At 52.3% G+C, this 16,997-nt stretch carries 16 protein-coding genes; 3 read left to right on the forward strand and 13 right to left on the reverse strand.

The window, feature by feature from the left end; all coding sequences use genetic code 11:
* Positions 1 to 74 precede the first annotated feature (74 nt).
* Complete coding sequence (locus tag A9587_RS13040; RefSeq protein ID WP_105263306.1) at positions 75 to 1,112, reverse strand: oxidoreductase; 1,038 nt, start codon at positions 1,110 to 1,112, stop codon at positions 75 to 77.
* A gap of 477 nt (positions 1,113 to 1,589) precedes the next feature.
* Between A9587_RS13040 and yhhY the strand changes: the two genes are divergently transcribed.
* Positions 1,590 to 2,078 (forward strand): N-acetyltransferase, encoded by a 489-nt coding sequence (gene yhhY, locus A9587_RS13045; RefSeq protein ID WP_010381104.1) that lies wholly within the window; start codon positions 1,590 to 1,592, stop codon positions 2,076 to 2,078.
* 60 nt (positions 2,079 to 2,138) lie between these two features.
* On the opposite strand, the gene ggt is transcribed toward yhhY, so the two are convergent.
* Positions 2,139 to 3,884 (reverse strand): gamma-glutamyltransferase, encoded by a 1,746-nt coding sequence (ggt, locus tag A9587_RS13050; RefSeq protein ID WP_105263307.1) that lies wholly within the window; start codon positions 3,882 to 3,884, stop codon positions 2,139 to 2,141.
* A 120-nt stretch (positions 3,885 to 4,004) separates the two neighbouring features.
* On the opposite strand from ggt, the gene A9587_RS13055 reads away from it, so the two are divergent.
* The gene (locus A9587_RS13055; protein WP_000826135.1) at positions 4,005 to 4,445 is read left to right on the forward strand and encodes a DUF2756 family protein; all 441 of its coding nucleotides are present in this window, start codon (positions 4,005 to 4,007) and stop codon (positions 4,443 to 4,445) included.
* On the opposite strand, the gene ugpQ is transcribed toward A9587_RS13055, so the two are convergent.
* From ugpQ to livK, 10 genes are all read right to left on the reverse strand, one after another.
* Positions 4,432 to 5,175, reverse strand: coding sequence for a glycerophosphodiester phosphodiesterase (gene ugpQ, locus A9587_RS13060; protein WP_001517261.1), 744 nt, complete (start codon positions 5,173 to 5,175; stop codon positions 4,432 to 4,434). The two genes, A9587_RS13055 and ugpQ, sit on opposite strands and share 14 nt — an antisense overlap.
* On the reverse strand, positions 5,172 to 6,242 hold the full coding sequence (gene ugpC / locus A9587_RS13065) for a sn-glycerol 3-phosphate ABC transporter ATP binding protein UgpC (protein ID WP_105263308.1): 1,071 nt from the start codon (positions 6,240 to 6,242) through the stop codon (positions 5,172 to 5,174). The genes ugpQ and ugpC overlap by 4 nt, the downstream gene beginning before the upstream one ends.
* 1 nt (position 6,243) lies before the next feature.
* A complete protein-coding gene (gene ugpE / locus A9587_RS13070) occupies positions 6,244 to 7,089 on the reverse strand; it encodes a sn-glycerol-3-phosphate ABC transporter permease UgpE (RefSeq protein WP_000572182.1) in 846 nt (281 codons plus the stop codon).
* Positions 7,086 to 7,973 (reverse strand): sn-glycerol-3-phosphate ABC transporter permease UgpA, encoded by an 888-nt coding sequence (gene ugpA, locus A9587_RS13075; protein WP_000099289.1) that lies wholly within the window; start codon positions 7,971 to 7,973, stop codon positions 7,086 to 7,088. The genes ugpE and ugpA overlap by 4 nt, the downstream gene beginning before the upstream one ends.
* Positions 7,974 to 8,070: 97 nt before the next feature.
* Positions 8,071 to 9,387 (reverse strand): sn-glycerol-3-phosphate ABC transporter substrate-binding protein UgpB, encoded by a 1,317-nt coding sequence (gene ugpB, locus A9587_RS13080; RefSeq protein WP_000803211.1) that lies wholly within the window; start codon positions 9,385 to 9,387, stop codon positions 8,071 to 8,073.
* A gap of 407 nt (positions 9,388 to 9,794) precedes the next feature.
* The gene (livF, locus tag A9587_RS13085; RefSeq protein WP_000416891.1) at positions 9,795 to 10,508 is read right to left on the reverse strand and encodes a high-affinity branched-chain amino acid ABC transporter ATP-binding protein LivF; all 714 of its coding nucleotides are present in this window, start codon (positions 10,506 to 10,508) and stop codon (positions 9,795 to 9,797) included.
* Between the two features lies 1 nt (position 10,509).
* On the reverse strand, positions 10,510 to 11,277 hold the full coding sequence (gene livG / locus A9587_RS13090; RefSeq protein WP_000084170.1) for a high-affinity branched-chain amino acid ABC transporter ATP-binding protein LivG: 768 nt from the start codon (positions 11,275 to 11,277) through the stop codon (positions 10,510 to 10,512).
* Positions 11,274 to 12,551, reverse strand: coding sequence for a branched chain amino acid ABC transporter permease LivM (livM, locus tag A9587_RS13095; RefSeq protein WP_105263309.1), 1,278 nt, complete (start codon positions 12,549 to 12,551; stop codon positions 11,274 to 11,276). The genes livG and livM overlap by 4 nt, the downstream gene beginning before the upstream one ends.
* The gene (gene livH, locus A9587_RS13100; RefSeq protein WP_001295106.1) at positions 12,548 to 13,474 is read right to left on the reverse strand and encodes a high-affinity branched-chain amino acid ABC transporter permease LivH; all 927 of its coding nucleotides are present in this window, start codon (positions 13,472 to 13,474) and stop codon (positions 12,548 to 12,550) included. The genes livM and livH overlap by 4 nt, the downstream gene beginning before the upstream one ends.
* A gap of 47 nt (positions 13,475 to 13,521) precedes the next feature.
* On the reverse strand, positions 13,522 to 14,631 hold the full coding sequence (gene livK / locus A9587_RS13105; RefSeq protein ID WP_001517262.1) for a high-affinity branched-chain amino acid ABC transporter substrate-binding protein LivK: 1,110 nt from the start codon (positions 14,629 to 14,631) through the stop codon (positions 13,522 to 13,524).
* A gap of 422 nt (positions 14,632 to 15,053) precedes the next feature.
* Here livK and panM point away from each other — a divergent pair, with 422 nt between their 5' ends.
* Positions 15,054 to 15,437 (forward strand): aspartate 1-decarboxylase autocleavage activator PanM, encoded by a 384-nt coding sequence (panM, locus tag A9587_RS13110; RefSeq protein WP_000778773.1) that lies wholly within the window; start codon positions 15,054 to 15,056, stop codon positions 15,435 to 15,437.
* 187 nt (positions 15,438 to 15,624) lie between these two features.
* Here the strand turns inward: panM and livJ are convergent, their stop codons facing one another.
* Positions 15,625 to 16,728, reverse strand: coding sequence for a branched chain amino acid ABC transporter substrate-binding protein LivJ (livJ, locus tag A9587_RS13115; RefSeq protein ID WP_010381090.1), 1,104 nt, complete (start codon positions 16,726 to 16,728; stop codon positions 15,625 to 15,627).
* Between the last annotated feature and the right edge of the window lie 269 nt (positions 16,729 to 16,997).

Below are 16,997 nucleotides of genomic sequence, written 5' to 3' on the forward strand. Positions count from 1 at the left end.
CCGTCCGGGATGATAGAGGGTGAAAATTGACCCCTCTGTTCAAAAAAATTGAACTATTTGAGGGGGCATAAAACTTACTTCGCGAGAGTTACCGTGGAGGGTGAAGCTTGCTCAAAACCGCGCTCAAGGATTTCCAGATTAGTAAGAACTTCAGATTCCTTGACGTAATTTGGCGCACCGGTAGTAATGGTTTGATACAGCGCATCGTAGACGCGTCCGTAATCTCCCACTTCCGGCTTCATTTCCTCTCTTACCGTAACGCCCTCGTCATTGACATACTCCAGCACACCGACCGAATCATCCGCCGCGAATCCCGCTTCGCCCGGCATAATATTAGCCTTCAGGCTGGTTTCCTGCTGGTCAATACCGTATTTAATAAATGTACCTTTCTTACCGTGAACGATAAATTTCGGATAATCGATTTTCACCAAATGGCTGGTTTTGACGATGGCTTTCAAATCACCATAAAACAACTGCGCTTCGAAAGTGTCGTCCGGATTGGCTTTATTACGCAGGCTGCGAATATCGTAAGCCACATGATCCGGGCGACCAAACAGTGAAATAATCTGGTCGAGGGTATGCACGCCAAGACCATAGAACGCGCCATCTTGCGGTAGTCCGGGTTTAGTTTCTGCCACCGGGCGGTAGTAGTCAAAATGGCTTTCCACTTCGACAATCTCTCCCAGCTTGCCGCTTTCAATCGCTTTTTTCGCCGTCAGGAAGCAGGAGTCAAAGCGACGATTCTGATACGGCGTGACGGTCAGCCCTTTACTTTTTGCCAGCGCAAACAGCTCGTTCGCTTGCGCAAGCGTAGGGGTGAACGGTTTTTCGACCAGCACATTTTTTCCGGCCTCCAGCGCGCGCTTCGCATACTCGAAGTGGCTGTCAGCATGGGTGCAGACGACAACCAGCTTAACGTCGGGATCATTTAATACTTCGTCGAGATCGCTGGTGAAATAAATATGGGAATAGATGGGAGCCTGTTCTTCCGGCCTGGCATGGCGGCGAAAAATATGCGCGACATGCCAGCTATCCTTGCGGTTAAGTACATACGGCAGATGGTAACGGGTGGTGCTTTTACCGAAGCCAATGAAGGCGCAGTTAATGACCATAGTTTCGTCCTTTTTAAGGTGGTTAGTGACACCTTAGCGCAAAGCGGACGTGGTTCCTATGCCTGTGTTTCAGTACGTCAGATTGTTGGCAAAGTGCACTTTGATCATGCCGGATGCGGCGTGAACGCCTTATCCGGCCTACACAAAATGGCATCGGTTTGTAGGCCTGATAAGCGTAGCGCATCAGGCAATTTTGCATTTGTCTCAACACGAGCACTTCCCGTGGGCAAAATAGCAAGTCAGCCTGGCTGAAACGAAAGCAAAAAAAAAGCCAGCACCCGGCTGGCTAAGTAATACTGGAAGCAATGTGAGCAATGTCGTGCTTTCAGGTTCTCCGCGAGGGTCTTCCTGATCGCGAGACAATAATAATCATTCTCATTCGCACTTGTCCAACACTTTTTGCAAAAAAATGCATTTGACTCGCTTTTGAAAGTCAATGATGTTGAAAGGGACATTTACACCAAAGAGGACAGAGGAATGAATGAGATAGTGATACGCCACGCTGAAACGCGCGATTACGAGGCTATTCGGCAGATTCACGCCCAGCCGGAGGTGTATTACAACACGCTACAGGTACCTCATCCTTCCGCTCATATGTGGCAGGAGCGACTCGCCGGACATCCCGGCATCAAGCAACTCGTCGCCTGTATTGATGGAGACGTCGTAGGTCATCTTACCATTGACGTACAGCAACGCCCGCGTCGCAGTCATGTTGCCGATTTTGGTATCTGCGTCGACTCCCGCTGGAAGAATCGCGGCGTCGCCAGTGCCCTGATGCAAGAGATGATTGAAATGTGCGACAACTGGTTGCGGGTAGATCGCATTGAGCTAACGGTGTTTGTCGACAACGCCCCGGCAATTAAGGTCTATAAAAAATACGGCTTTGAGATTGAAGGAACTGGCAAGAAGTACGCATTGCGAAACGGTGAATATATTGATGTGTATTATATGGCGCGGGTGAAATAGAAAATTTGCAATCTAAGTTTGTCATTTAAGCCCTCACCTACCGGGAGAGGGCTTAACATATTAATACCCCGCCGTTAAATCATCTACCGAACGTGGATCAGATGCGCCGTACAACTCACCGTCCGGAGCAACCATAATGCTTTGCGTGCTGCCCATCGCTTCTTTCAGCGCCACTTTCTGGCCTTTTGCTTCCAGTAGCTTGAGCGTATCCGGGCTAAATCCTTTCTCCACTCGCAACTCGTCCGGCAACCACTGATGGTGGAAACGCGGCGCATTAGTCGCTTCAGCGACGTTCATTCCATAATCGATACTGTTCACTACCATTTGCAGCACGGTGGTGATAATTCGGCTACCGCCAGGGCTGCCAGTGACCAGCCAGGTTTTGCCATCTTTCACCACAATGGTTGGTGACATCGATGACAGCGGGCGCTTGTTCGGCCCTACAGCATTGGCATCACCGCCTACCAGCCCGTACACGTTCGGTACGCCCGGTTTGGCCGAGAAATCATCCATTTGGTTATTAAGCAAAATACCGCTCTCGCCCGCGACAATACCCGTACCGAAGGTGGTGTTCAGCGTATAGGTCACCACCACCGCGTTACCGTCTTTATCCACCACTGAATAATGGGTGGTTTGATTACTCTCATAAGGCGCAAGCTTGCCGGGGCGAATTTCGCTGGACGGCTTCGCTTTATTGATATCAATTTGATCGGCAATAGATTTGGCATAGGCCTTATTCGTCAGCGCCTGCCACGGTACTTTGACAAAATCCGGATCGCCAAGGTATTCCGAGCGATCGGCATAGGCATGTTTCTCGGCTTCGGCCATGATTTGCATCGCATCGGCGCTACCAAAGCCATATTTCTTCATATCGAAGTTTTCCAGAATATTGAGGATCTGCACGATATGAATCCCACCAGAAGATGGCGGTGGCATGGAGTAAACCTGATACCCGCGATAATCGCCGCTAATCGGTGTGCGTTCGACCGCTTTATACGCAGCCAAATCCTCTTTGGTAATCAAACCACCGTTTTTCTGCATCTCCTGGGCAATCTGCTCAGCTATTGTGCCTTTGTAAAACGCGTCCGGGCCATTTTCGGCAATCATCTCCAGGCTCTTTGCCAGGTTCGCCTGCACCAACTTGTCGCCCTTTTTCAGCGGCTCCCCCTCTTTCCAGAAGATAGGCTTGCTGTTTTCGTGATTCGGCAGCACTTCGCTACCATAGGTTTTGAGATCGTCAGCCAACGCATCGTTAACGATAAAACCATCACGCGCCAGTTTAAACGCGGGCTGAACCACTTTGTTCAGCGGCATGGTGCCGTATTTATCCAGCGCCAGCGAGAAACCTGCTACCGTGCCCGGCGTGCCGGAGGCCAGATGCGAAGTGAGTGATTTTTTACTGTCCGGGTTGCCCTGGTCATCGAGGAACATATCGCGGGTCGCTTTGGCAGGTGCCATTTCGCGGAAGTCGATAGCGGTGGTGTTGCCATTTTTAGTGCGGATCAGCATAAAACCGCCGCCCCCCAGATTCCCCGCCTGCGGATGCGTTACCGCCAGCGCATATCCCACCGCCACGGCAGCATCCACGGCATTCCCGCCCTCCTTGAGGATATCTACCCCCACCTGAGTGGCAGTGGCATCGACAGAAGCCACCATTCCCTGCTTCGCGCGCACCGGATGGAAGACATCCTCCTCCACGCCATACGAGACGGGCGGCGGCGCAGGTGGCGCGGCTGCCGCACTAAAACAACATCCTGAAAGTAAAGTAGCAATCGCCGCCCGGCGTAAAAACGTCGGTTTTATCATCGTTATTCTCCAGTTGTATGAGGGCCTTCCCCACTTAAGCCTGGTGTATAACTCTGAAATAATCATCGTTTTGCCGGGAAGCGAGTAAACTTAAAGGATATCTTCAGAGGAGGATACGCGATGAAACGACTTCTGCTTTTGACGGCACTCCTGCCGTTTGTCGGCTTTGCACAGCCCATTAATACTCTGAATAATCCTAACCAGCCGGGATATCAAATCCCCAGCCAGCAACGGATGCAAACCCAGATGCAGACTCAGCAAATCCAACAAAAAGGGATGCTGAATCAGCAACTGAAAACTCAGACGCAATTACAACAGCAGCATTTAGAAAATCAGATTAACAGCAACTCGCAGCGGGTATTGCAGTCGCAGCCGGGGGAGCTAAATCCCGCCCGGCAGCAAATGCTGCCCAACAACAACGGCGGGATGTTAAACGGCAACCGTAATCCGGATAGTTCGTTGAATCAGCAGCATATGCTGCAAGAGAGGAGAAACGGCGACATGCTGAATCCACCCAGCACATCGCAGCCTGACCTTCCGTTGAAAACTATTGGGCCGTAAAATTTGGCCCGATCACGTCAATCGCATCAGTACAGATGCAATCCACACCCCAGCGCAGCAACTCTGCCGCTCGCTGGGGTCTGTTGACGGTATAAACCAGAATCCGCAACCCAGCGTCTTTCAACTGCATCACTCGCGCTTTATCGAGCAACTTATGATTGAGATGAATAGAAACGCAGCCCAGCCGCGTAGTCAGTTCGCGCCAGTCGTCGCGCCACTCATCAAGCAACAAACCGCGCGGCAGTTCCGGTGCTGCCAATTGTGCGGCTTCTAAAGCATCAATCTCAAACGATGACAGCAGCGGCGGGGTCATCTCCGCCCAAAGTTCGCGTGCCGCCAGTGCCACCATTTTGCCCGTCGACGACCCGGTGCCGGTGGTGGGTTTGATTTCGATATTCGCCATCATCCCGTGTTCGCGACAGCGTTCCGCCACCTGCGAAAGCAACGGCAGCGGCTCACCTTTAAACGCTTTGCTGTACCAACTGCCTGCATCCACGCGCAGTAAATCCTGCCAGTTCAGTTCGCCCGCGACGCCCCAGCCGTTGCTGGTACGTTCGAGGTTGTCATCATGGAGCAAGAAGATCTCACCATCTTTCGATAACTTCGCGTCAAATTCGATCATCTTATGACCGTATTTTGCCCCCACGTCGATTGCCGCCAGGGTGTTTTCCGGGGCAAGTTTACCGCCGCCACGGTGGGCGACGATGCGGGGATAAGGCCAGTTACTCATACTCGTTGTCCTGTTTCACCATCAAAAAGATGTAGCTGATTTTCCGGCAAATGCAGCCACAACATGCTGCCTGCCGTCGGGCGTTCCTGATGCGTCAGTCGTACCACCAGCTTCTGATCGCCCCAGCGTCCGTGCGCCAGATTATCAGCGCCGAGGATCTCCAGCGTGTCCATCACCAGCGGCACGCCGCCTTCTGCCTGCGAGCTTAACGCAATATGTTCCGGGCGGATACCGAGGGTCATTTTACGCCCGGCATACTGCCGATAATAACCGTTCAACGGTAGTACGATGCCGCCGTCCAGCTCGAAGTGCGTACCTTCGTTATTCACACGACCTGTCAGCAGGTTCATCGCCGGACTGCCGATAAAACTCGCCACAAACAGGCTGGCGGGTTTTTCGTACACTTCAACCGGCGTGCCAATCTGTTCGGCAACGCCGCCGTTCATTACCATCACTCGCTGGGCGAGGGTCATCGCTTCAACCTGATCGTGGGTGACGTAGAGTGATGTCGTTTTCAGACGACGGTGTAACTGTTGCAACTCAAGACGCATCTGTACGCGCAGCTTGGCATCGAGGTTAGAGAGCGGCTCATCAAACAAGAACACCGCCGGATCGCGCACAATCGCGCGCCCCATCGCCACACGCTGACGCTGACCGCCAGAAAGCTCGCGTGGACGGCGCTTAAGCAAACCGTCAAGTTCGAGAATGCGTGCTGCTTCTTTGACACGTTCAGCAATTTGCTGCTTGCCCATACCGCGAATTTTCAGCCCCCACGCCATATTCTCCTCTACGCTCATATGCGGATAAAGCGCGTAGTTCTGGAACACCATCGCAATCCCGCGATCTTTCGGCTCCATTTCGGTTACGCGCTGCTCGTTGATCCAGATATCGCCCTCAGTCACCTGCTCCAGCCCGGCAACCATGCGCAGTAGCGTGGATTTTCCGCAGCCAGACGGCCCAACCATCACAATAAATTCACCGTCTGCCACATCAAGCGTCAGCGGTTTAATGACCTGGGTTTTGCCATCCCAGCTTTTGGTTACTGCCTGTAATTTCAGTCCTGCCATCTTATTTCTCACTATCGACCAGGCCGCGCACAAAGGCACGCTGCATCACTAAAACAATCAATACTGGTGGGATCAGGGTTAACAACATCGCAGCCATCACCGAGTTCCATTCTGTCGTGCCTTCGCCAGTGGCGATCATCCCTTTAATCCCCGCCACGGTGGTGCCGAGATCAACATCGGTAATAATCAGCAGCGGCCACAGATACTGGTTCCAGCCGTAGATAAAGGTGATCACAAACAGCGCCGCCAGATTGGTTTTTGACAGCGGAAAGACAATGTCGCAAAAGAAGCGCATCGGTGACGCACCGTCGATACGAGCCGCTTCCACCAGCTCATCCGGCAGCGTCATAAAGAACTGCCGGAACAGGAACGTAGCGGTCGCTGAGGCCATCAGCGGCAGCGTTAAACCTGCGTAGCTGTCGAGCATCTTCAGATTGGCGATCACTTCTACCGTCGGGAAAATACGCACTTCAACCGGCAGCATCAGAGTAATAAAAATCATCCAGAAGAAGAGGTTACGCAGCGGAAAACGAAACCAGACGATGGCGAATGCCGAGAGCATCGAAACGGTAATTTTGCCCAGCGTAATGCTGAACGCCATCACGAAACTGTTAAGCAACATCCGCCAGAATGGCGCGCTATTCGTGCCTACTCCGTTTACCCAAATGTTATGGATATTCTCCAGCAGATGCGTGCCGGGGATCAGCGTCATCGGCGCGGCGTAGACTTCCTGTTTATCCAGCGTCGCTGCGACAAACGCCACGTACAGCGGGAAGAGGATCACCGCAATCCCAAGGATCAGCATGGTATGGCTGAATATCGTCAGCCACGGACGGTTCTCAATCATTGGTAACGCACCTTGCTTTCAACATAGCGGAACTGCACCACCGTCAACACGATGACGAGGAACATCAACACCACCGACTGCGCGGCAGACGAAGCCAGATCCAGTCCGGTAAAGCCTTCGCGGTAGATCTTATAAATCAGCGTGGTAGTGGCCTGTACTGGCCCACCGGACGTAGCGGCATCAATCACCGGGAAGGTGTCGAAGAAGGCGTACACCAGATTAACCACCAGCAGAAAGAAACTCACCGGAGCGATAAGCGGTAACGCGATCTTAAAGAAGCGGCGAATCGGGCCTGCGCCGTCAATGGCCGCCGCTTCGATCAGTGAACGGGGAATGGATTGCAGCGCGGCATAGAAGAACAGAAAGTTGTAGCTGATTTGCTTCCACACCGAGGCGAACACCACCAGAAACATCGCCTGGCCGCTGTTTTGCGCGTGGTTCCAGTCATAGCCGAACTCAGCAAGAAAATGAGTGATCAGCCCGCGACCGGGGTTAAACAGGAAGATCCACAATACGGCGGCAACGGCGGGAGCCACAGCATACGGCAACAACATTAAAGTTTGATAGAAACGGCTGCCGCGCACGATGTACTCCACCAGCGCCGCAAAGAACAGCGACACCAGCAAACCGCTGACGGTGACAAAGGTGCTAAATTTTATCGTCGTCCAGAAGGAGTCGAGATAGTAACTGTCATGGAACAGCGTGACGAAGTTATCCAGCCCGACAAACTGGCTGGAGAAACCAAACGGATCGACGCTTTGTAGCGAGTACCACAACGCTTCGCCCGCAGGCCAGATAAAAAAGATAACGGTGATGATGAGCTGCGGCGCGACCAGCAAATAAGGCAGCCAGCGCGAGCGGAACACCGGACGGGATGATGACATTACGGTTAATTCCTGAACTGTGCCGGATGCGCTTCGCTTATCCGGCCTACACGCGATGCCAGGTCAGATAAGCGAAACGCATCCGACATTACACTGATTAAGACTTCGTCGATTTCTCAAAGCGGCGCAGCAACTGATTCCCACGCTCAACGGCGGTATCCAGCGCCTGCTGTGGCGTCTTCTTACCGGTCCACACGCTCTCCAGCTCTTCATCCACAATTACGCGGATCTGCGGCATATTGCCCAGACGCAGTCCTTTGGTATACGGCAACGGCGGCTTGTTCAGCATCTGACGCGTCGCAGTATCCGCTCCTGGGTTTTTCTCGTAAAAGCCCTGCTCACGAGTCAGGTCATAAGCCGCTTTAGTGATCGGCAGATAACCGGTTTTCTGATGCCACTCAGCAGCGTTTTCTGGCTTCGCGAGGAAGTCGAGGAACTTCGCCACACCGGTGTAAGTATCCTTATCTTTGCCCTGCATCACCCACAGGCTGGCTCCGCCGATAATGGCGTTTTGTGGCGCATCTTTCGCATCGGCGTCGTAAGGCATCATGCCTACGCCATAGTTGAATTTGGCATACTCTCGAATGTTGGCAAGCGAACCGGAAGAGGCGGTCGTCATCGCGCAATCACCGTTATAGAACTTCTCGGTGGATTCATCCTTACGCCCGACGTAGCTAAAATCGCCCTTCTTGTTCATCTCTTCCAGCATGGCGATATGTTTCACCTGCTCCGGCTTGTTGAACTCCAGCACCGCATCTGTGCCGTCAAACCCGTTGTTTTTGCTGGCAAATGGCAGGCCATTCCAGGCGCTAAAGTTTTCCAGTTGGATCCAGCCCTGCCAGCCGCTGGCGTAGCCGCACTTCATACCGGAGGCTTTCAGTTTTGCGGCATAGTCAGCCAAATCCTGCCAGGTTTTCGGCGGCTGCTCCGGGTCTAACCCTGCTTTTTTGAAAGCATCTTTGTTGTAATAGAGAACGGGAGTCGAGCTGTTGAACGGTTGGGAGAGTAAATGTCCGGTTTTGCTGTCGGAGTAGTAGCCTGAAACCGTCGGCACAAACTGCGACTCATCGAAGTTAATCCCCGCATCTTTAAATACTTCATACACCGGTTTAATCGCTTTCGACGCCATCATGGTGGCGGTGCCAACTTCATAAACCTGCAAAATAGCCGGCGCGTTACCGGTACGAAATGCTGCGATACCCGCGCTTAAATTCTGTTCGTAGTTGCCTTTGTAGGTCGGTACAATTTTGTAATCCGGGTTTTCGGCGTTAAAACGTTGAGCCAGAGAATCCACCTCTTTACCCAGTTCCCCTTCCATCGAATGCCAGAACGGAATAGTCGTCACGGCCTGTGCATTCCCCATTAACGCCAATCCGAGCGCCAGTGCTGAAGCTGTATAATGTAACGGTTTCATTGATTATCTCTCTTGTTGTACCGGATGCGCGAATTCACGCGTTTTATGCTCGCGGGGTAACATGACATGCTCGAATTACAGAAAAATAACTCTTTTGTTACATTTTTAAGATAGTAAGGTGTCAGAAAGATGACAAGGCGGTGACGGTACGGGTGAGGGAAAATGGGAGATGGGGCACGGATAAGCGGGAAAATAGAAGGTCTGAGTCAAACTCTACAGATTGTAGATAATGTGCTTATCGTTTCATGCCGGATGCGGCGTGAACGCCTTATACGGCCTACAAGATCGTGCAAATTCAATATATTGCAACTCACCCAATAGGCCTGATAAGTGCAGCGCATCAGGCAATTTTACATTTGTCACCTGTCTCAAAGGAGTCTTTTGACTCCTTATCAATCAACGCGTTATTACCCGCCTAAATACGCGCTTCTCACCGCTTCGTTCGCCAGTAGTGCGTCGCCGGTATCGGAGAGCACCACATGACCGTTTTCCAGCACGTAGCCGCGATCTGCCAGCTTCAGCGCCTGATTGGCGTTCTGTTCGACGAGGAAGATGGTCATTCCCTGCTCGCGCAACTGCTCGATGGTGTCGAAGATTTGTTGGATGATAATCGGTGCCAGTCCGAGCGATGGCTCATCAAGCAGCAGCAAACGCGGATTGCTCATCAGTGCACGACCAATCGCCAGCATCTGCTGTTCACCGCCGGACATGGTGCCCGCCCGCTGAATACGGCGCTCATGCAGACGCGGGAACAGCTCATAGACCCACTTTATGCGCTCCTGAAACTGATCTCTTTCGGCAAAGAAACCGCCCATTGCCAGGTTCTCTTCCACCGTCATCCGCGAGAAGACACGACGCCCTTCCGGGACAATCGCCACTGCTTCACGCATGATTTTCGCCGTCTGCCAGTCGGTAATGTCTTTATCATCAAACACAATTCGTCCGCTGGTGGCGCGCGGGTCGCCGCATAACGTACCGAGCAAGGTGGTTTTCCCTGCTCCGTTCGCACCAATCAAGGTAACAATCTCTCCCTGATTAATATGCAGGCTCACCTCATGCAGCGCCTGGATTTTGCCGTAGTGGGCGCTGACTTTGTCAAAGGACAACATGACTTTTTCCATCTTATGCCTCACCTAAATAGGCACGGATCACGTCCGGGTTATTACGGATCTGCTCCGGCGTACCATTTGCCAGTGGCGTCCCTTGATTAACCACGTAGATTCTGTCTGAAATCCCCATCACCAGCTTCATATCGTGCTCAATCAACAAGATAGTGGTGTTGTGATGATTACGCAGCTCGGCAATCAGCTCATCCAGTTCTTTGGTCTCTTTCGGGTTAAGACCTGCCGCCGGTTCGTCGAGCATTAAAATCTCCGGCTGCGTCACCATGCAGCGGGCAATCTCCAGACGACGCTGGTCGCCATAGGCCAGGTTGCTCGCCTGGCGGTTGGCGTGTTCCAGCAAACCAATGCGCTCAAGCCAGGTTGCGGCGCGGTCGAGCGCTTCACTCTGGGCGCGACGGAAAGAAGGCGTTTTCAACAGGCCGGAAAACAGCCCGGTTTTTAGTTGCTGATGCTGCGCCACCAGCAGGTTTTCAATCACTGTCATTTCACGGAACAGACGCACATGCTGGAAGGTGCGCACCACGCCCATGCGGGCAATTTGCTGGCCGGGCAAACCTTCCAGATGCTGATCGCGCAGTAAAATGGTGCCGCCGGTGGGTTTGTAGAATCCGGTCAGGCAATTGAAGACCGTGGTTTTTCCGGCACCGTTAGGGCCGATTAACGAGACGATTTCCTGCGGGTACAGCTCGAGATTGACGTTGTTCACCGCCAACAGGCCGCCGAAGCGCATCATCAGGCCGTTAACAGATAATAATGTCTGACTCATGCCTGCTCTCCTTTCGCTTCGCCGTTCTTCAGCTTCAGTTGCGGGCGTGTCATGGGCAGCAAGCCCTGTGGACGCCAGATCATCATCAGCACCATCAGGCCACCGAGCATCAACATGCTGTATTCGTTGAAATCACGCATCAACTCGCGCGACACCACCAGCAGAACTGCCGCCAGAATCACCGCAAACTGTGACCCCATGCCACCGAGCACCACAATTGCCAGCACAAATGCCGATTCGGCAAAGGTGAAGGATTCCGGGCTGACAAAGCCCTGGCGCGCAGCAAACAGCGTTCCGGCGAAACCCGCAAACGCGGCGCTGATGGTAAAGGCTGTCAGCTTGATACGGCGCGGGCTTAAACCCAGCGAACGACAGGCGATTTCATCTTCACGCAACGCTTCCCATGCGCGACCCAGCGGCATCCGCAGCAGGCGATTAATGACGAATAAGGAAAACACCACCAGCAACAAGGCCACCAGGTAGAGAAAGATGACGCGATCGGACGGATCGTATTTCAGGCCAAAGAAATTACTGAAGGTATCCCAGCCGCCTTCACGGGCAGTACGACTGAACTCGAGGCCAAAAAAGGTCGGTTTAGGGATCTGGCTGATGCCGTTCGGACCGCCGGTAACTTCAGTATTATTGAGCAGCAAAATACGCACAATTTCACCGAAGCCGAGAGTAACGATCGCCAGATAATCACCGCGCAGACGCAACACCGGGAAACCGAGCAGGAAGCCCGCCGCCGCTGCCATCAGACCGGCAATCGGCAGACAGGTCCAGAAGCCAAGACCATAATAGTGATTGAGCAGCGCAAAGGTGTAAGCACCAATGGCGTAAAATCCGCCATAACCGAGCACCAGCAGGCCGGAAATCCCTACCACCACGTTCAACCCGAGGCCGAGGATAATATAGATCATGGTCAGAGTGGCGATATCCACCGTCCCTCGCGACACCATAAACGGCCACGCCACCGCAATCACCAGCAGCGCCACGAGGAACAGCTTCTGTTTCACCGTGGAACCATCAATCGCTGGCAGGATGAACTTCGGCCCGGAAACGCTTTTCAACCCTTTCTGGAAAGCAGGTCGCACAAGCTGAAAGAAAAAGACCACCGCCGTGCCGATAAACACCCATTCCCAACGGACATCCGAAGCCGTGTCGACCACCAGTTTGGTGCCGTCCAGCTCCAGTTGCACGCCCATAAAGACGCCCGCCAGGACAAAGAACATGGCGGCAGAGAGCAGCGCCATTGCAATATGCATCGGTTTCATACTTTCTCTACCTCCGGACGCCCCAGAATACCGGTCGGCATCACCAGCAACACCAGAATCAGCAAGGCGAATGAAACCACATCTTTATATTCCGTACTCAGATAGGCAGAAGAGAGCGCCTCCGCAATCCCCAGGATCAGCCCGCCAATCATCGCCCCCGGAATGCTACCAATCCCGCCGAGTACCGCAGCAGTAAAGGCTTTCATCCCGGCCATAAAGCCAATATAGGGGTTAATCACGCCGTAGAACTGACCGAGCAGAACGCCTGCCACCGCCGCCATCGCTGCGCCAATCACAAAGGTCAGCGCAATCACCCGGTCGGTGTTAATGCCAAGCAGACTCGCCATTTTCAGATCTTCCGCGCAGGCACGACACGCGCGTCCCATACGGGAATAGCGAATGAAAATCGTCAGCGCCAGCATGGCGAGGAAGGTGACAATCCAGATCACCGCCTGCATGGTGGTAATAGACGCAGAGAAGTTTTCGCTATGACCCACTATCCACTGACCGTTAAACAGGCTGGGCAGCGCCACGTCGCGCGAACCTTCGGTCAGGCTGACGTAGTTTTGCAGGAAGATAGACATGCCAATCGCGGAAATAAGGGCAATCAGACGTTTAGAGTTACGCACCGGGCGATACGCTACCCGTTCGATACTCCAGCCGTAAGCGCTGGCAATGACTATTGCACCGACGAATCCCGCCGCCACCAGCAGCCAGCCGGTATCAATGCCCATCATCATCAGCGCAGCGATGATCATAAACGAGACGTAGCTGCCGATCATATAAACCTCGCCGTGGGCGAAGTTGATCATGCCGATAATGCCGTAAACCATGGTGTAGCCGATGGCAATCAGCGCGTAAGTACTGCCCAGCGTGACGCCGTTAAACATCTGCTGCAAGAAATACAAAAACTGCTCAGACATAAGGTAACCTTTCTAAACCTGCCCGCTTTTCACGGGCAGTGGGATGATTACTTGGCTGCCGTGGAAGAACCGTCGGCGTGCCACTGGAAGACACCAAAATCAAATCCCTTCAGATCGCCTTTTTCATCCCAGTTCAGCGGCCCAATCACGGTATTAGCACCGTTAGCTTTTAAATCTTTCACCAACGCCAGCGGTTCATCGCTGCCGGTACGCTCAAGGGCAGTCGCCAGAGATTGCACCGCTGCGTAGGTGATCCAGACATAGGGACCGGTTGGATCTTTCTTGTCGGCTTTCAGCGCATCAACAATGCCCTGGTTTGCCGGATCCTGGTCATAGCGTTTTGGCATAGTGACCAACATACCTTCGGCAGCATCACCGGCAATGTTCGACAGCGACGCGTTACCGACACCTTCCGGCCCCATAAACTGGGTTTTCAGGCCGACGGAACGAGCCTGGCGCAGCATCTGCCCCATTTCCGGGTAGTAACCGCCGTAGTAAACGAAGTCGATGTTTTCTTTTTTCAGCCGGGCAACCAGCGCGGAGAAATCTTTCTCGCCAGCAGTAATGCCGTCGAAGAAGACGATATTGGCATTAGCCGCTTTCAACGCGTCCTGCACCGAACGCGCCAGCCCTTCGCCATACTGTTGTTTGTCGTGAATAATGGCGATGCGCTCGGGTTTCACCGTCTCAACAATGTATTTCGCGGCAGTCGGCCCCTGGGAGGAGTCCAGCCCGGCAGTGCGCATGATGTGTTGATAACCGCGTTGAGTCAGTTCCGGGTTGGTCGCCCCCGGCGAGATCATCAGAATACCTTCGTCTTCATAGATGTCCGACGCCGGCTGGGTAGAGGAGGAACAGAGATGACCAATAACGTATTTAATGCCGTCGTTAACGATTTTGTTGGCGACCGCAACGGCTTGTTTCGGATCGCAGGCGTCGTCATATTCCACGCCAACCAGCTTATCGCCTTTAATTCCTCCTTTCGCGTTAATGTCTTTGATTGCCTGGCGAGCACCGTTAAATTCCATATCGCCCCACTGGGCAACCGGGCCAGACATCGCGCCGACAACGGCAACTTTAATATCGTCGGCCAACGCGGTGTGTGATATTGCCAGTGCAATCATCCCTGCGATGATAGTTTTCGCATTCCGTTTCATTATTCAAAATCCCCACTCGTAATGTTGTGTTGCTTTGTTTTTATGTATTAAAAAATCTGGCTGTTCTTTTTTTATACTGCACTGTTTTGCCTGTCTGATTAAGGGTTTAGCGCAGTATTTTGTGATAATAGCGATTAAAATCCCTATTTTTCAGTCGATTAAGAACAGATAATATTCTGAATTTATTGATAGATAAACAGAAAAAAGCGCCGTTGTCAGCATAAAATAACGACACAAAGGGCGGAATAATTCACTACCATTCAGGGGATTATGCTGGACAATTTTCATTCTCTAATGTTTTTAATTTATAATTATTGCTGAAAAAAAATTAATCACCTGCCAAAAGAAATAAAAAAGAGAAAGCCTCCGATTAAATTATTTCGCTACACTGGTTCCACTTTTGTGATTTGTACGGGTTACCTATGAAGCTGACCATCATTCGATTAGAAAATTTTAGCGACCAGGACCGGATTGACCTGCAAAAGATCTGGCCGGAGTATTCCCCTGCGTCTTTACAGGTTGACGATAACCACCGTATCTACGCCGCGCGTTTTAACGAGCGTCTGCTTGCTGCCGTGCGAGTAACCTTAAGCGGCACTCAGGGGGCACTGGATTCCCTACGCGTGCGGGAAGTCACCCGCCGACGCGGTGTGGGGCAATATCTGCTGGAAGAGGTGTTACGTAACAATCCTGGCGTTTCATGCTGGTGGATGGCGGATGCCGGTGTGGAAGATCGCAGCGTGATGGCGGCGTTTATGCAGGCGTTGGGATTTAAGGAACAACCGGGCGGCTGGGAAAAGCATTAATATTCAGGTGTGATGACAAACGAGGGATTGCCTGATGCGCTACGCTTATCAGGCCTACAATGTGTATTTCAATTTACTGATTTCTGTAGATTTTGTAGGCCGGATAAGGCGTTTACGCCGCATCCGGCATGAAGCAATGAACTTGATATCAGCAATTTGACGGCAACCCTGGGTTGCCGATTAATGATTACTTCGCATCGGTCGCCGTGCCATTAGCGTGCCAGTCAAACACGCCGAACTCGAAACCTTTCAGATCGCCTTTCTCATCCCAGGTCAGCGGCCCCATCACCGTATCAACCGGGTTCGCTTTCAGGTATTTGGCGATCTCAGCCGGATCGTCGGACTGGTTCAGACCCGCCTGTAAAGATTGCAGTGCCGCGTAGGTGGTCCACACGAATGCGCCGCTTGGATCCTGTTTTTTCGCTTTGATCGCGTCAACAATTGGTTTGTTCGCCGGAACCTGATCGTAGTTCTTCGGCTTGGTCACCAGCAGACCTTCCGCTGACTCGCCCGCGATATTAGACAGCGAGACGTTAGCCACACCTTCCGGCCCCATAAACTGGGTTTTCAACCCCGCCGCACGTGCCTGACGCAGGATCTGCCCCATTTCCGGGTGGTAACCGCCGTAGTAAACGAAGTCGATATTCTCTTTCTTCAGACGCGCCACCAGGGTTGAGAAGTCTTTTTCTCCGGCGGTGATGCCGTCAAAGAACACCACGTTAGCGTTACCTTTCTTCAGGCCGTCCTGTACCGCACGCGCCAGACCTTCACCGTACTGCTGTTTGTCATGAACGATAGCAATACGCTGCGGTTTCACTTTCTCAAGAATATATTTCGCCGCTGTTGGTCCCTGGTCAGAGTCCAGGCCAGTGGTGCGCATAATCAACTTATAGCCACGCGCGGTCAGTTCTGGCGCGGTTGCCGCTGGGGTGATCATTAAAATACCTTCATCTTCATAGATGTCAGACGCTGGCTGCGTTGATGAAGAACAGAGGTGGCCAATCACATATTTTATGCCGTCGTTAACAACTTTGTTCGCCACTGCTACCGCCTGTTTCGGATCACAGGCATCGTCATATTTTACGATTTGCAGTTTGTTGCCTTTAACGCCGCCTTTGGCGTTAATATCCGCAACTGCCTGCTCTGCGCCAGTAAATTCCTGGTCACCATACTGGGCTACCGGGCCAGACATCGCTCCGACAACCGCGACTTTGATATCTTCCGCCAGAGCCATATTGCTGAATGCCAGCGCGATACATCCTGCCAGTAACGCTTTACCCTTTATATTCATCCTGAGAATCCCCATTCTTCTGGTTATTACGTGTATTGTGATGTTGTTGTACAGCACTTTATTTCGTTTTGTGTATGACTACCCGTGCCTTAGCAGCATACTCTGCTAAAACATACCCGATTTTTATGATTTTGGAACGAGAAATTTAGGCGAAACACCACAAATTCATAACAAAAATTACCATCATTGAGAACCATATCTTCGCTTAGATATTTATAAATACATGATATGTATATTAATATATTATTTGCTATATTTATGGCATATCT

The organism is Escherichia sp. MOD1-EC6162, from assembly GCF_002965125.1.
Lineage (GTDB): Bacteria > Pseudomonadota > Gammaproteobacteria > Enterobacterales > Enterobacteriaceae > Escherichia > Escherichia marmotae.

Coding starts and splice junctions, on each gene's coding strand:
- panM (WP_000778773.1), top strand. CDS start 15,054: ATGAAGCTGACCATCATTCGATTAGAAAATTTTAGCGACCAGGACCGG.
- livK (WP_001517262.1), bottom strand. CDS start 14,631: ATGAAACGGAATGCGAAAACTATCATCGCAGGGATGATTGCACTGGCA.
- ugpA (WP_000099289.1), bottom strand. CDS start 7,973: ATGTCATCATCCCGTCCGGTGTTCCGCTCGCGCTGGCTGCCTTATTTG.
- ugpQ (WP_001517261.1), bottom strand. CDS start 5,175: ATGAGTAACTGGCCTTATCCCCGCATCGTCGCCCACCGTGGCGGCGGT.
- ugpB (WP_000803211.1), bottom strand. CDS start 9,387: ATGAAACCGTTACATTATACAGCTTCAGCACTGGCGCTCGGATTGGCG.
- livF (WP_000416891.1), bottom strand. CDS start 10,508: ATGGAAAAAGTCATGTTGTCCTTTGACAAAGTCAGCGCCCACTACGGC.
- livH (WP_001295106.1), bottom strand. CDS start 13,474: ATGTCTGAGCAGTTTTTGTATTTCTTGCAGCAGATGTTTAACGGCGTC.
- livM (WP_105263309.1), bottom strand. CDS start 12,551: ATGAAACCGATGCATATTGCAATGGCGCTGCTCTCTGCCGCCATGTTC.
- ggt (WP_105263307.1), bottom strand. CDS start 3,884: ATGATAAAACCGACGTTTTTACGCCGGGCGGCGATTGCTACTTTACTT.
- A9587_RS13040 (WP_105263306.1), bottom strand. CDS start 1,112: ATGGTCATTAACTGCGCCTTCATTGGCTTCGGTAAAAGCACCACCCGT.
- yhhY (WP_010381104.1), top strand. CDS start 1,590: ATGAATGAGATAGTGATACGCCACGCTGAAACGCGCGATTACGAGGCT.
- ugpC (WP_105263308.1), bottom strand. CDS start 6,242: ATGGCAGGACTGAAATTACAGGCAGTAACCAAAAGCTGGGATGGCAAA.
- A9587_RS13055 (WP_000826135.1), top strand. CDS start 4,005: ATGAAACGACTTCTGCTTTTGACGGCACTCCTGCCGTTTGTCGGCTTT.
- ugpE (WP_000572182.1), bottom strand. CDS start 7,089: ATGATTGAGAACCGTCCGTGGCTGACGATATTCAGCCATACCATGCTG.
- livJ (WP_010381090.1), bottom strand. CDS start 16,728: ATGAATATAAAGGGTAAAGCGTTACTGGCAGGATGTATCGCGCTGGCA.
- livG (WP_000084170.1), bottom strand. CDS start 11,277: ATGAGTCAGACATTATTATCTGTTAACGGCCTGATGATGCGCTTCGGC.